The organism is Streptomyces sp. NPDC049627, assembly GCF_044465645.1.
Lineage (GTDB): Bacteria > Actinomycetota > Actinomycetes > Streptomycetales > Streptomycetaceae > Streptomyces.
Map to the genome: position 1 here is coordinate 1 of NZ_JBITLW010000024.1, position 14,806 is coordinate 14,806.

Here is a 14,806-nt window from a genome sequence, read left to right on the forward strand (position 1 = left end):
GACGGCAGTTATGCCGAGAAGATCGCCTACGAGAACTGCCTCGAAGGCAACCGGCTGCGCGCCGGTGACTCGGTGAACTACTCCATCGGGCAGGGCGACACCCTGGTCACCCCCATCCAGATGGCCACCATCTACGGGGCGATCTCCAACGGCGGCACCCTGTACGACCCGACCGTCGGCAAGGCCGTCATCAGCGCCGACGGCAAGTCCGTCCAGGAGATCAAGCCCAAGTCGCACGGCAAACTGCCCATAAGCAAGCAGACGCTGGCCGCGATGGACGACGCCCTCGCCGGCGTCGCCACCCGGGGTACCGCCGCCTGGCGGTTCGCGGACGTCGGCTGGCCGCAGGACAAGATCCCGATGCACGCCAAGACCGGTACCGCGGAGGTCTACGGCAAGCAGACGACCTCGTGGTTCGCCACGTACACCAAGGACTACGCGGTCGTCATGACGATCTCCCAGGGCGGTACGGGTTCCGGCGCCTCGGGCCCGGCCGTGCGCAACATCTACGACGCGCTGTACGGCGTCTCCGACGACGGCACGATCAACAAGAAGAACGCGCTGCTGCCGAAGCCGCAGAAGAGCCTGCCGAAGGTCCGCACGGACGGCACCATCGCCTCGCCGAAGGTCGGCAAGGACCCGGCCAAGCAGCAGCGGGCCAGCCAGGAGAACAAGGCCGATCCGGACGAGCAGCAGCTCGCCGGCACGGTGGCGACACCGACGGCCGAGAACCGGGACACACGGCGCAGGCGGCGCAGGAGCCGCAGGCGGGGAAGCCGGAGGATGCTCACATGACCGGCGCCAACAGCTTCCAGGTCTCCGGGTACGGACCCGAACGGGCGGGCTGGACCCGCCTGTTCGCCCGCGACTCGCTCGCCCGCAGGCTCGACTGGCCGATACTGCTGGCCGCGCTGGCCCTGTCGCTGCTCGGCACGCTCCTGGTCTACTCGGCGACCCGCAACCGCACCGAGCTCAACCAGGACGACCCGTACTACTTCCTCATCCGGCATCTGCTCAACACCGGCATCGGCTTCGCCCTGATGATCGGGACGGTCTGGCTCGGCCACCGGGCCCTGCGCACAGCCGTGCCGATCCTGTACGGCGTCTCGGTCTTCCTGATCCTGCTGGTGCTCACCCCGCTCGGCTCCACCATCAACGGCGCCCACTCCTGGATCAAGCTCCCCGGCGGCTTCTCGCTGCAGCCCTCGGAGTTCGTGAAGATCACGATCATCCTGGGCATGGCGATGCTGCTGGCGACGCGAGTGGACGCGGGGGACAAGCAGTACCCCGACCATCGCACGGTTGTGCAGGCCCTCGGGCTGGCCACCGTGCCGATGCTGATCGTGATGCTCATGCCCGACCTCGGCTCGGTCATGGTGATGGTGGTGATCGTGCTGGGCGTGCTGCTCGCCTCCGGTGCCTCCAACCGCTGGGTCTTCGGGCTGATCGGCACGGGGACGATCGGCGCCATCGCGGTATGGCAGCTCGGCGTCCTGGACGACTACCAGATCGCCCGCTTCGCCGCCTTCGCCAACCCCGAACTCGACCCGGCGGGCGTCGGCTACAACACCAACCAGGCGCGGATCGCGATCGGTTCGGGCGGGCTGACGGGCTCGGGGCTGTTCCACGGCTCGCAGACGACCGGCCAGTTCGTGCCGGAGCAGCAGACCGACTTCGTCTTCACGGTGGCGGGAGAGGAACTGGGCTTCATCGGCGGCGGGCTGATCATCCTGCTCCTCGGCGTGATCCTGTGGCGGGCCTGCCGCATCGCGCGCGAGACGACCGAGCTGTACGGGACGATCGTCGCGGCGGGAATCGTGGCGTGGTTCGCCTTCCAGGCGTTCGAGAACATCGGGATGACGCTGGGCATCATGCCGGTGACCGGTCTGCCGCTGCCGTTCGTGTCGTACGGAGGGTCGTCGATGTTCGCGGTGTGGGTGGCGGTGGGGTTGCTGCAGTCGATCCGGGTGCAGCGTCCCATGTCCGCATAGGAGTTGCCCTGCGTCGGCGTCCGTTTTCCCGGTGTTCATGAGGAGTGGGCCCTGTTATCACGTCGTGACTCCCACTAGATTCGGTTCATGGCGGACACCAAGCGCGAAATCGAGCGGAAGTATGAATCCGACGACAGCGGCCTGCCCGACCTGACCGGCGTCGCCGGCGTCGCGGCCGTCATCGACAAGGGTGTCGCGCAGCTGGACGCCACCTACTACGACACCGCGGACGAGCGACTCGCCGCGTCCTCGGTCACCCTGCGTCGCAGGACCGGCGGCTCCGACGCGGGCTGGCATCTGAAGTTCCCCGTAGCCCCGGGGGTACGGGACGAGATCCAGGCCCCGCTGTCGGACACCCTGCCCCGCACGCTCGCCGGCCTCGTCCGCTCCCGGGTCCGGGACGCCGAACTGGTACCCGTGGTCCGGCTGCGTTCCGACCGTGACGTGCGCGACCTCGTGGACGCCGACGGCCGACTGCTGGCCGAGGTCAGTGTGGACGCCGTACGGGCCGCACGTCTCAGTGGCGACGGCGGCAGCGCACAGTGGACCGAGATCGAGGTGGAGCTGGCCGACGGAACCGACCCGGCGTTCCTCGACAAGGTCGAGAAACGGCTGAAGAAGGCGGGCGTACGGCCCTCGTCGTCGGCCTCGAAGCTGCAGCGGGCCCTGGCGGAGACGGCGCCGAAGAAGAAACGGGGCAAGAAGGCGCGGGCGGACCGGGCACAGGCGCCGGTCACCGTCAGCGCCGGCGATCACGTGCTCGCCTATCTCCGCGCCCAGCGGGACGCCGTCGTCGAGCTCGACCCGGCCGTGCGGCGGGACGTGTTCGACTCCGTGCACAGCATGCGCGTCGCCACCCGCCGGATGCGCAGCGCCTTCCGGTCCTACGGCAAGCTCCTGGACCGGGCCGTGACGGACCCGGTCGGCGAGGAGCTGAAGTGGCTGGCCGGGGAGCTGGGCGTCGACCGGGACCAGGAGGTGCTGACCGAGCGGCTGACGGCGGCCCTCGACGAACTGCCGCGCACCTTGTTGTCCGGGCCCGTCCGCACTCGGCTGCGCACCTGGGCGCACGCCCGCAGCGGAGGATCACGGCGGCGGCTGATCGGCGTACTGGATGGCAAAAGGTATCTGCAGCTGCTGGACACCCTCGACGCGCTGCTCACCGACCCGCCGCTGCTCCGGGCGGCTGGTGGGAAGCCGGAGAAGGTGATCGGGAAGGCCGTACGGAAGGACTTCTCGGCGGTGTCCGCGCTGGTCGAACAGGCACTCGTGCTGGAGCCCGGGCACGAGCGGGACCTCGCGCTGCACGAGGCGCGGAAGAAGGCCAAGCGGACCCGGTACTCGGCGGAGTCGGCGGTCCCGGCCCTGGGTGATCCGGCCGCGGGGCTGGTGAGGGCGATGAAGAGCCTGCAGAACCTGCTCGGCGACCACCAGGACAGCGTGATGACCCGGGAGGCGCTGCGGGAGCTGGCGCGGCAGGCGCACGGGGCGGGGGAGCCCTCGTTCACGTACGGGCTGCTGTACGGGCGGGAGGAGCGGCGCGCGGCCGAGGACGAGGCCGGTCTGCCGGAGCTGTGGGCGAAGATCAGGGACGGGGCGGCCTTCTGGGCGTACGGAGGACCCTCGCGGCCGCGTTAGGCTGGATGGTCACCCCTGTCAGTTCAGTCAGCTCACGAAGGTTCGCGACATGCCTGCCGAAGCCGCTGCGGCCGCCGAGTCCGTGTTCCCGCAGCTCGAAGCTCTGCTCCCGCATGTGCAGAAGCCGATCCAGTACGTCGGCGGAGAGCTCAACTCCACGGTCAAGCCGTGGGAGTCCTGCGATGTCCGCTGGGCGCTCATGTACCCCGATGCGTACGAGGTCGGTCTGCCCAACCAGGGCGTCATGATCCTTTACGAGGTCCTGAACGAGCAGGAGGGCGTCCTCGCCGAGCGCACGTACAGCGTGTGGCCCGACCTGGAGGCGCTGATGCGGGAGCACGGCGTCCCGCAGTTCACGGTGGACAGCCACCGCCCGGTGAAGGCGTTCGACGTGCTCGGCCTCTCCTTCTCCACCGAGCTCGGCTACACCAACATGCTCACGGCCCTGGACCTGGCCGGCATCCCGCTGGAGTCCAAGGACCGGACCATCGACGACCCGATCGTCCTGGCCGGCGGCCACGCCGCCTTCAACCCCGAGCCGATCGCGGACTTCATCGACGCGGCGATCATCGGCGACGGTGAGCAGGCCGTGCTGGACATGACGGAGATCATCCGCAAGTGGAAGGCCGAGGGGCAGCCGGGCGGCCGCGAGGAGGTCCTGTTCCGCCTCGCCAAGACCGGCTCCGTCTACATCCCGGCGTTCTACGACGTGGAGTACCTCCCCGACGGCCGTATCGCCCGTGTCGTACCGAACAAGTCGGGCGTCCCGTGGCGTGTGTCCAAGCACACAGTCATGGACCTCGACGAGTGGCCGTACCCGAAGCAGCCGCTGGTCCCCCTGGCGGAAACGGTCCACGAGCGGATGTCCGTCGAGATCTTCCGCGGCTGCACCCGCGGCTGCCGCTTCTGCCAGGCCGGCATGATCACCCGCCCGGTCCGGGAGCGCTCGATCACCGGCATCGGCGAGATGGTCGACAAGGGCCTGAAGGCGACCGGCTTCGAGGAGGTCGGCCTTCTCTCCCTCTCCTCGGCGGACCACAGCGAGATCGGCGACATCGCCAAGGGCCTGGCCGACCGCTACGAGGAAGACAAGATCGGCCTCTCCCTCCCCTCCACCCGCGTCGACGCCTTCAACATCGACCTGGCGAACGAGCTGACCCGCAACGGCCGCCGTTCCGGCCTGACCTTCGCTCCCGAAGGCGGCTCGGAGCGCATCCGCAAGGTCATCAACAAGATGGTCTCCGAGGACGACCTCATCCGCACCGTCGCCACCGCCTACGGCAACGGCTGGCGCCAGGTGAAGCTGTACTTCATGTGCGGCCTGCCGACCGAGACCGACGACGACGTCCTGCAGATCGCCGACATGGCGACCAAGGTCATCGCCAAGGGCCGCGAGGTCTCCCGCTCGAACGACATCCGCTGCACGGTCTCCATCGGCGGCTTCGTCCCCAAGCCCCACACCCCCTTCCAGTGGGCCCCGCAGCTGAGCGCCGAGGAGACGGACGCCCGCCTGGAGAAGCTCCGCGACAAGATCCGCGGCGACAAGAAGTACGGCCGCTCGATCGGCTTCCGCTACCACGACGGCAAGCCCGGCATCGTCGAGGGCCTGCTGTCCCGCGGCGACCGCCGGATCGGCGCCGTCATCCGCGCGGTCTACGACGACGGCGGCCGCTTCGACGGCTGGCGCGAGCACTTCTCGTACGACCGCTGGATGAGCTGCGCCGACAAGGCGCTGGCGCCGTTCGGCGTGGACGTCGACTGGTACACGACGCGCGAGCGCACGTACGAAGAAGTCCTCCCCTGGGACCACCTGGACTCCGGCCTCGACAAGGACTGGCTCTGGGAGGACTGGCAGGACGCCCTCGACGAGACCGAGGTCGAGGACTGCCGGTGGACGCCGTGCTTCGACTGCGGGGTGTGCCCGCAGATGGACACCCACATCCAGATCGGCCCCACGGGCAAGAAGCTGCTGCCGCTGACGGTCAAGAACGCGGCGCCGGCGCCTAGCGGGCACGTGCGCTGAGGTCTGTGCGGCACTCGATCGGATGGTGTTGAGCCCCCTTCCGGGTGGGAGGGGGCTCAGTGGTGTCTCCGCGTCCCACGCGGCCGGCAGGTCATGCCCCCGATGCCCCGTGGGCTGGACGGATGAAAGCGGTCTGCTCCATAAGAGGTGCCGCGAGCGGCTGTTGAGAGCTGGGGGAATCCGCTCCTCGATCATCTTCGCGTCGGCGCTCGGCCGGCTTGGAGACGAGGAGTGGCCCGATGACGGAGCGGAAGGTTTCCCGGAGCCGATCGAACCGGCGGCGTACCAGGTGGGCCGCGGTCTGCGGGGGCCTCGCCCTGTCGCTGACCCTGGGTCTCCAGGGGGTGGGTCTCCAGGGCGTGGCGGCCGCAGCCGACAGACCCGTACCTCCACCGCCGGGGCGGCTCCTCGCCGCCCCCGCGGCGTTCCTCGGGGGGATCGTTCACCCGGAGGCCTCGCCGTCCGGTGCCAACGACTGGAGCTGCCGGCCCACGCGTGAGCATCCGCGTCCGGTCGTCCTGGTGCACGCGACCTGGACGAACGCCTCGTCCGACTGGAGCATGCTGGCCCCGTGGCTGAAGCGGCAGGGCTACTGCGTCTTCGCTCCCAACTACGGCGGGGCGCCGGGGAGTCCGTTCAAGGCCAGCGGCCCGGTCCCGGAGTCCGCGCGGCAGGTCGCCCGTTATGTCGACCGCGTCCTGAAGGCCACCGGTGCCCGCCAGGTCGATCTCGTCGGGCACTCCCAGGGTGGCGGTCCGACGCCCCGCTGGTATCTGCGGTTCGAGGGCGGCACGGATCCCGCGCATCCGAAACGGAACAAGGTGCACAGCCTCATCGGCCTGGCGCCGTCCAACCACGGTGTGACCGCCTCCGGTGTCGGCACGCTCACCACCGAACTGGGTCTCAACCCGACCGTGTCGGCCCTTGTCGGCCAGGCGTACGCGGACCAGATGGTCGGCTCCGAGGTGAACCGGAGGCTGGACCGGGGCGGGGACACACAGCCGGGGGTCGACTACACCGTCATCGCCACCCGGTTCGACGAGGTCGCCACCCCGTACCAGAACCAGTTCCTGACCGCGGGACCGCGAGCGACCGTCCGGAACATCCTGATCCAGGAGGTCTGCCCGGACGACCTCTCCGAACACGTGTCCCTCTCGTACGACACCAACGCCGCCCAACTCGTGAGCAACGCCCTCGATCCCGCCCACGCACGACCCGTCCGCTGCGGCGTCTCCCTGCCGGTGCTGGGCGGCTGAGGCGAGGCGACGGCCGGCCCCTCGTCCGGCCTTCGGCGGCGGCGTGACGCACGGGCGGGAGGCGGCATGGCGTGGACGGCGCGGCTCAAGCGCCTGCACGCCCGGGCCGAGCAGCGCTTTCCCGTACTCACCGAACTGACGGACCGGCTGCTGTCCACGAACCTCCTGGACGCGGCCACCAGACTGGCCGCCCAGGCCTTTCTGGCGGCCGTGCCCGCAGCTGCAACAGGTGCTGACCGACCCCGCCGACGAGGCTGTGCGGCAGACCAGTGGCGCGGTCGGCCTGGCGCTGGCGCTGATCTCCGCGACCAGCTTCAGCCGTGCCATGGCCCGGGTCTGCGAGCGGGCCTGGCGCCTGCCCGGGGCGGCCGTCCGGATCGCCGCCTGGCGCTGGATCGCGTGGTTGCTCGCGCTGGTCCTGGTGATCCTCCTGCAGGGGCCGATCCGGGACGGGTTCGGCGTCGGCCTCTGGCTCGGCACCCCGCTCCTCTTCCTGATCGGCCTCGCTGTCTGGCTGTGGACACAGCACCTGCTCCTCGCGGGCCGGGTCAGCCGGCTGCCGCTGCTCCCGGGTGCCGTGCTGGTCTCGGCCGCCACCAGCACTCTCGGCGTCACCGCCCACCTCTACGTCCCCCATGCGCTCAACCGCGCCATCGAGGAGTACGGCGCCCTCGGCCTGGTCCTCGTCCTGCTGTCCTGGCTGATCGTCCTGTGCGCCGCCGTCGCCTTCGGGGTGACCACCGGCGCGGTGCTCGCGGAGGGGCCGCCACTGAACCGGTATCTGCGGATCGAGCGAGTTCCCTGATCACGGCGACTACTGCCTCCGGCAGTGCATCCGGCCAGGCCTGTTCGGCGTCTACGACGGTATGGATCTCGAAAAGGCGCCGCCGCAGCGCCAGGAGCCCGAGGGGTGCCTGGTCGTTGCGATCCGTGTTCCGGTGCGCATCGTCGTGCTCGTGCTGGTCGTGCCGGTGCGGATGGCGTGGGACGCGCTGGTGGTCGCCGGGCGGTTGGTGAACGACACGGTGGTGCGGCCGGTCGGGCGGGCGTTGCTGTGGCTCGGGCGGGCGGTGTTCGTGTGGCCGTTCGTGGGGCTGTGGCGGTATGTCGTCGTGCCGGTCGCGAAGGGCCTCGCCTGGCTGGGGCACCTGCTCGTCGTCGTACCCGCGGTGTGGGTGTACCGGTATGCGCTCACTCCCGTGGGGCACGCGTGCGCGTGGGTGGCGCGGGGGATCGGCGCCGGGCTGAAGTGGCTCTACGCGCGCGTGCTCACGCCGGTCGGTCATGCGGTGCTGTGGGTCCTCAGGGGGCTGGGTGCCGTACTCGCCGCGATGGGGATCGGTGTGTTCGGCGTCGTGGCGTGGCTCGGGCGGTATCTCCTCGTCGTGCCCGCCCTGTGGGTGTACGAGTGGATCCTCACGCCGGTCGGGCGGGCGATCGCCTGGTGCGCGAGGGGACTCGTGTGGGTCGTCGGGACGGTCGTCACGGGGATCGGGATGGCGCTGTACTGGATCGCCCGCGTGCTGTTCGTGCTGCCCGCGCTGGGTCTGTACCGGTGGGTGCTCGCGCCCGTGGGCCGTGTGCTCGCCGTCATCGGCAGGGAGATCCTGGACGCGCTCGGGCACGCCTGGCGGGTCGCCGGGCGGATCTCGCTCGCGGTCGGCCGGTTCCTCGCGGACCTCTTCCGGTGGATCTTCGTCGAGCCGGTGCGCTGGGTGTACCGGACGGTCCTCACACCGGTCGGGCACGTCGTTCGCGACGTGGTGCTGCGGCCCGTCGCCGAGGCCGCCCGCAGCGTGGGCCGGGCCACCCGGCAGGCCCTCACCGCCGCCCGTGAGTCCGTACGGCAGGCCCGCGCCGACTTCCGGCGGATGCTGTTCGGGGAGCCGAGGCAGCAGGAGGCCGTGGTCCGGCGGGAACCTCTCGGCCGTGAGACACGTACTCTTGGTAGCAGTAAGACCGCTCTCACGAAGGACTGAACGACACTGGGCAAGCGACAGCCCGAAGGCCCGCCGCCCGCACCCGCGGTGCAGCGCATCCGACTGCGTTACACCAAGCGCGGCCGCCTCCGGTTCACCAGCCACCGTGACTTCCAGCGCGCCTTCGAGCGTGCGCTGCGCCGTGCCGAGGTGCCGATGGCGTACTCGGCGGGGTTCACGCCGCATCCGAAGGTGTCGTACGCCAATGCCGCACCCACCGGCACGGGCAGTGAGGCGGAGTACCTGGAGATCGCGCTCACCGAGGCGCGCGATCCGGAGAAGCTGAGAGTCCTCCTCGACGAGTCGCTGCCCGACGGGCTGGACGTCATCGAGGCGGTCGAGGCCCGGACCTCCGGGCTCGCCGACCGGCTCACGGCGTCCGTCTGGGAGCTGCGGCTCGACGGCGTGGCCCCGGCCGACGCCGAGCGCGCGGTGGCCGCTTTCAACGGCGCCGAGGTCGTCGAGGTCCAGCGCATGACCAAGAACGGACTGCGCACCTTCGACGCCCGCCCCGCGGTCGTCGACCTCCAGAGCACCAACGGAACAGAAACGCACAGTTCGGCGGCTGATAGGCCTACCGACCAGCCCTGTGCGATACTGCGGCTGGTTGTTCGGCACGTGACGCCTGCCGTACGACCCGACGACGTCCTGTCCGGTCTCCGCGCCGTGGCCGACCTGGCGCCGCCGGTCCCCGCAGCGGTGACCAGGCTGGCGCAGGGGCTGTTCGATGAAGAGACCGGCACGGTGACCGACCCGCTCGCGCCCGACCGCGAGGCAGCGACGGCCCCAACCGAGGCCGAGACAGCTGCCGCCGCGGCGGCGCCGGCGTAAGGAAGGTTCCGCGTAGGGACGGACGTCGAAGCGCCGCCCTCGTACTCGGGAGCCACCTGGGTCGGGCAGCGCACCGCCCAGAAGACTTTCGCCAGGCCGTACGCATTCGGTGTACGGAACCGGCGAGACAGGACACAGAGAGCTCCCGTGCGGCGCCCGCGCCCCGGACGGCGGCAGTCGCGCAACGCGCGAGCCGCGGACGTCACCGGCACCTCGCCGGACCAGGCGCGGCGCCCGGGAGCCTGACGGGAGAAACGCCCGCATGCTCGAGCCGACCGAACCCACTCAGGGTTCCGAAGAACTCAACACACCCAGCGACACCCTGCCGCCGCGCCGGCGGCGCCGTGCCGCGTCCCGCCCGGCGGGCCCTCCGGCGGCTGCCGCCGAGGCGCAGGTCGCAGAGGTGGTCGAGCCGGCCATACCGGCTGCTGAGCCCGCCGATGTCGCGGCGCTGAGCGACGACGCCGAGAAGGCCGAGGAGAGCGTCGAGACCGACGTGACCCTTGAGGCCGAAGAGGCTGAAGAGAGCGCAGAGACCGAAGGGACCGAAGTGGCGGCGGAGGCCGCTGCGGCTTCTGAGGAGGCTGCGTCCGCCGGTCGTCCGCGTCGCCGTGTGGTCCGCCGGGCCGCCGCGCCCGCCGGGTCCCCTGTGGCTGCCGAGGCAGCCGAGACCGTGGTGCCTGCCGTGGCCGCCGTGCCCGTCGCGGACGAGGCCGCGGCCGCTGCCGAAGCGCCTGCGGCTGTCAGCGCGGAGGTCGGCGAGGAGGCCGCGCCCCCGCGTACGCGTCGGCGTGCGGTGCGTCGGGCCTCGGCGCCTGCCGGTGCCCCGGCGCCGGCGGAGGCCGCTGAGACCGTCGTCTCCGGTGCCGCCGCCGAGGTGACCGCGGCCTCTGCCGAGGCCGAGGCCGCCGTCCCCGCCGAGGCTGCCGCTCCGGCTGAGGAGGCCGTTCCCGCTGAGGAGGCCGCTCCGCGTCGTACGCGTCGGCGTGCGGTGCGTCGGGCGTCCACGCCCGCCGGTACTCCCGCCGCCGAGGTCACGGCGCCCGCGGAGGCCGGTGCCACCGACGAGGCGCCCGTGAGCGCCGAGGCGTCTGCTGAGGCCGAGGAGCCGAAGGAGGAGGCTGCCGCCCCCGCCGAGGCCGCCGCTCCGGCCGAGGAGGCCGCTCCCCGTCGTACGCGTCGTCGCGCCACGCGGCGCGTGGCCGCACCCGCCGCCACCGACGAGGCGCCCGCCGAGGAGCCCGCCGAGGCGCCCGCAGAGGCGCCGCTGACCGCGGAGACGCCCGTGACCCCCGGCATCGACACGGAGACCGCCGCTGTCACCGGGGTCGGCGCGCCCGCCGAGGCACCCGCCGACGAGTCCCGTACCCCGGTCGCCCCCGCCGCCGAGACCGGCGAGGAAGCCGCCCCCCGCCGTCGCCGTCGGGTGGCGCGACGCGCCGCCACCGGGTTCGCCGAGCCCGCGCGGAACTCCGCCGACGAGGCTGCCGAGGCTCCGCGGCCGGCGCGGCCCGCCGTGGCCGTGTTCCAGGCGCCCGTGTTCACCGAGCCGCAGTTCCAGACGCCCGAGCGGGCCGCCGCCGAAGCCGCCGCGGAGGCGGAGGCCGAGGACGTCGAGGAGTTCCCGGAGGAGCAGGCCGGCACGTCGCGGCGTCGTCGCCGGCGCCGGGGCGCCGCGTACGGCGAGGAGGCCGAGGCCCAGGGCGTCGAGTCGGCCGCCGAGGACGAGACCGAGGAAGCCGAAGAGGCCGCCGAGGACGTCGCCGAGGGCGAGGAGACCGACGAGGCCGAGGAGACCGGGTCGCGTCGCCGTCGCCGTCGCGGTGGCCGGCGCCGTCGCCGCGGTGAGGCCCCCGAGAGCGAGGCCGAGACCGGCGACGCCGAGGAGCTCGCCGCCGCGCAGGCCGCGCAGGACGCCGAGGACACCGCCGAGCAGGAGGAAGAGGACGCCGAGGACGCCCACGAAGAGGGCGGCGGCTCCACTTCCAGCAGCCGGCGTCGCCGTCGCCGCCGCCGTCGCGCCGGTGACACCAGCGTCGACACCGAGCCCGGCGAGGGCGACCCCGAGCGCACCGTCGTCAAGGTCCGTGAGCCCCGTCCCAAGGCGGAGCCGTCCGACGAGGTGCAGTCCATCAAGGGCTCCACCCGCCTGGAGGCCAAGAAGCAGCGCCGCCGGGAAGGCCGTGAGCAGGGCCGCCGTCGCGTCCCGATCATCACCGAGGCCGAGTTCCTGGCCCGCCGCGAGGCCGTCGAGCGCGTCATGGTCGTCCGTCAGCACGGCGACCGCACGCAGATCGGTGTCCTCGAGGACAACGTGCTCGTCGAGCACTACGTCAACAAGGAGCAGTCGACCTCGTACGTCGGCAACGTCTACCTGGGCAAGGTCCAGAACGTGCTGCCGTCCATGGAGGCCGCCTTCATCGACATCGGCAAGGGCCGCAACGCCGTCCTGTACGCCGGTGAGGTCAACTTCGAGGCGCTGGGCATGGCCAACGGCCCGCGCCGTATCGAGTCCGCCCTGAAGTCGGGCCAGTCGGTCCTCGTGCAGGTCACCAAGGACCCGATCGGGCACAAGGGCGCGCGTCTGACCAGCCAGGTCTCTCTCCCGGGCCGCTACCTCGTGTACGTCCCCGAGGGCTCGATGACCGGCATCAGCCGCAAGCTGCCCGACACCGAGCGGGCCCGGCTGAAGACCATCCTCAAGAAGATCGTCCCCGAGGACGCGGGCGTCATCGTGCGCACCGCCGCCGAGGGCGCGAGCGAGGAGGAGCTGCGCCGGGACGTCGAGCGGCTGCAGGCGCAGTGGGAGGAGATCCAGAAGAAGTCCAAGAACGGCAACGCTCCGACGCTGCTGTACGGCGAGCCGGACATGACCGTCCGGGTCGTCCGGGACATCTTCAACGAGGACTTCTCCAAGGTCATCGTCAGCGGTGACGACGCCTGGGAGACCATCCACGGCTATGTCTCGCATGTCGCGCCGGACCTCGCCGAGCGGCTGCAGAAGTGGACCTCCGAGGTCGACGTCTTCGCCACGTACCGGATCGACGAGCAGCTCGCCAAGGCCCTGGACCGCAAGGTCTGGCTGCCCAGCGGCGGTTCGCTGGTGATCGACCGGACCGAGGCGATGGTCGTCATCGACGTCAACACCGGCAAGTTCACCGGTCAGGGCGGCAACCTCGAGGAGACCGTCACCAGGAACAACCTGGAGGCGGCCGAGGAGATCGTCCGCCAGCTGCGGCTGCGCGACCTCGGCGGCATCATCGTCATCGACTTCATCGACATGGTGCTGGAGTCCAACCGGGACCTGGTGCTGCGGCGCCTGCTGGAGTGCCTGGGCCGGGACCGTACGAAGCACCAGGTGGCGGAGGTGACCTCGCTGGGGCTCGTGCAGATGACCCGTAAGCGGGTCGGCCAGGGCCTGCTGGAGTCCTTCTCCGAGACCTGCGTCCACTGCAACGGCCGCGGTGTCATCGTGCACATGGAGCAGCCGACGGCCGTCGGTGGCGGCGGCAAGCGCAAGAAGCGCGCGCGTGCCGGTGCCGGTCCCGAGCAGGTGCACGAGGCCACGGTCGCCGCCGAGGCGGTCGAGACGGCCGAGGAGGAGGCGGAGACCGAGGCCGAGGTCGCCGCCGAGGCCGCCGTGCCCGCCGCGCTCCCCGAGCCCGCCTTCGCGCCGGACGAGGAGCTGTACAGCAGCGTCGCCGAGGCCGAGGCCGCGGTCGCGCGGGGCGGTCGTTCGCGGCGCCGTGGTGGCCGGCGGGTGTCGGCTCCGGCGGGTGCGCCGAAGCCCGACGGGGTGAAGCCCGAGGCTGTCCCCACGGCTCAGGACGTCAGCGTCGAGGAGGAGGTCGCGCGTCCGGTGCAGCCGGAGCCGGCCGCCGAGGCGAAGGCCGAGCCGGCCGCCGTGGAGGACGCGGTCGTCGAGGCGCCGTCCGCCGACCGGGCCCCGGCAGCCGAGGAGGCCGCGCCGAAGGGACGTACGCGCCGTCGTGCGACCCGTAAGGCGACCGCTCCCGCCGGGTCGCCGACGGGGGCCGAGGCCGCCGTGGTGACGGTCGGTGAGACCGCCGCGAAGGCGCCCGAGCCGGAGGCCGAGGCAGCGCAGGCCGAGGTCGCCGAGGGTGTCGCCGAGCCGGTCGCCGAGAGCGCCGCTCCGGCCCGGCCGCGGCGCCGCGCCGTGCGCAAGGCCACCGCGCCGACCGCGTCCGAGGAGACGGCCGTCGTGGTCGTCCCGACGGCGGAGGCGCAGGCCGAGCCCACCGCCGAGGCCCCGGCCGCGGAGGCTCCGGCTGCCGAGGAGGGCGCCGAGGTCGTCGCCGAGGAGGCCGCTCCGGCCAAGAAGACGGCCCGTAAGACGGCCAAGAAGGCCACGGCGAAGAAGGCCGCCACCAAGAAGACCGCGGCCAAGAAGACGGCCGCCAAGAAGGTGACGGCCAAGAAGGCGGCGAAGACCGCCAAGACGGCCGCGGCCAAGTCGACGGCGAAGAAGACCACGGTCTCGGCCGCCACCGACGAAAGCTGAGCAGTACGAGGCAGGCGTGCGGCCGGTCCACGTGACCGGCCGCACAGCTGCGGAGCCCGGCCCGGTTTGACCCCCCCGGCCGCGGCCCCGTAACCTTGACCGTCGGCGTGTCCTTGGATATGGGCGCGCCACATCCCCGTAAACCTCTTCCTCCGGAGCACACGGTGTTCCTGGAGAGGCTGACCGCGTGCCGGACGGCTGGACTGCGGGGGTGCCGTTCCCGAGCGAGAGAGTGAGATCCGCGTGTACGCCATCGTGCGCAGCGGTGGTCGCCAGCACAAGGTTGCTGTCGGCGACATCGTTGAGGTTGACAAGATTTCCACCGCCAAGGTTGGCGACACGGTCGAGCTCTCGACCCTGCTCGTTGTCGACGGCGACGCTGTGACCAGTGACCCGTGGGTGCTGGCCGGCATCAAGGTCCAGGCCGAGGTCGTGGACCACCACAAGGGCCAGAAGATCGACATTCTGCGCTACAAGAACAAGACCGGCTACCGCCGTCGTCAGGGCCACCGCCAGCAGTACACGGCGATCAAGGTCACTGAGATCCCCGCGGCTGCGAAGTAAGG

The 14,806-nt window shown here is 71.5% G+C and carries 10 protein-coding genes; all 10 read left to right on the plus strand.

The genetic code is table 11. The features are described from left to right. A partial coding sequence (locus tag ACIBU0_RS42885) for a penicillin-binding transpeptidase domain-containing protein (protein ID WP_398829956.1) occupies positions 1-795 on the plus strand: 795 nt, incomplete at its 5' end. Beyond that, the gene (gene rodA, locus ACIBU0_RS42890; protein WP_398829958.1) at positions 792-1,991 is read left to right on the plus strand and encodes a rod shape-determining protein RodA; all 1,200 of its coding nucleotides are present in this window, start codon (positions 792-794) and stop codon (positions 1,989-1,991) included. The genes ACIBU0_RS42885 and rodA, both read left to right, overlap by 4 nt. An 87-nt stretch (positions 1,992-2,078) precedes the next feature. Next, positions 2,079-3,629, plus strand: coding sequence for a CHAD domain-containing protein (locus tag ACIBU0_RS42895; protein WP_398829960.1), 1,551 nt, complete (start codon positions 2,079-2,081; stop codon positions 3,627-3,629). Between the two features lie 49 nt (positions 3,630-3,678). Then, the gene (locus tag ACIBU0_RS42900; RefSeq protein WP_398829962.1) at positions 3,679-5,652 is read left to right on the plus strand and encodes a TIGR03960 family B12-binding radical SAM protein; all 1,974 of its coding nucleotides are present in this window, start codon (positions 3,679-3,681) and stop codon (positions 5,650-5,652) included. A gap of 239 nt (positions 5,653-5,891) precedes the next feature. Then, complete coding sequence (locus tag ACIBU0_RS42905; RefSeq protein ID WP_398829965.1) at positions 5,892-6,908, plus strand: esterase/lipase family protein; 1,017 nt, start codon at positions 5,892-5,894, stop codon at positions 6,906-6,908. Between the two features lie 229 nt (positions 6,909-7,137). Next, complete coding sequence (locus ACIBU0_RS42910; protein ID WP_398829968.1) at positions 7,138-7,713, plus strand: hypothetical protein; 576 nt, start codon at positions 7,138-7,140, stop codon at positions 7,711-7,713. 61 nt (positions 7,714-7,774) lie between these two features. Next, positions 7,775-8,887, plus strand: a complete 1,113-nt coding sequence (locus ACIBU0_RS42915; protein WP_398829971.1) for a hypothetical protein — start codon at positions 7,775-7,777, stop codon at positions 8,885-8,887. Positions 8,888-8,935: 48 nt separating this feature from the next. Beyond that, entirely contained in the window at positions 8,936-9,718 is a 783-nt protein-coding gene (locus ACIBU0_RS42920) for a TIGR03936 family radical SAM-associated protein (RefSeq protein WP_398829974.1), read from the plus strand. A gap of 262 nt (positions 9,719-9,980) precedes the next feature. After that, positions 9,981-14,240 carry a ribonuclease E/G gene (locus ACIBU0_RS42925; RefSeq protein ID WP_398829976.1) on the plus strand — a complete coding sequence of 1,420 codons (4,260 nt, stop codon included), beginning with the start codon at positions 9,981-9,983 and terminating at the stop codon, positions 14,238-14,240. Positions 14,241-14,483: 243 nt separating this feature from the next. Continuing rightward, complete coding sequence (rplU, locus tag ACIBU0_RS42930; protein WP_004931419.1) at positions 14,484-14,804, plus strand: 50S ribosomal protein L21; 321 nt, start codon at positions 14,484-14,486, stop codon at positions 14,802-14,804. The last annotated feature ends 2 nt before the right edge of the window (positions 14,805-14,806 follow it).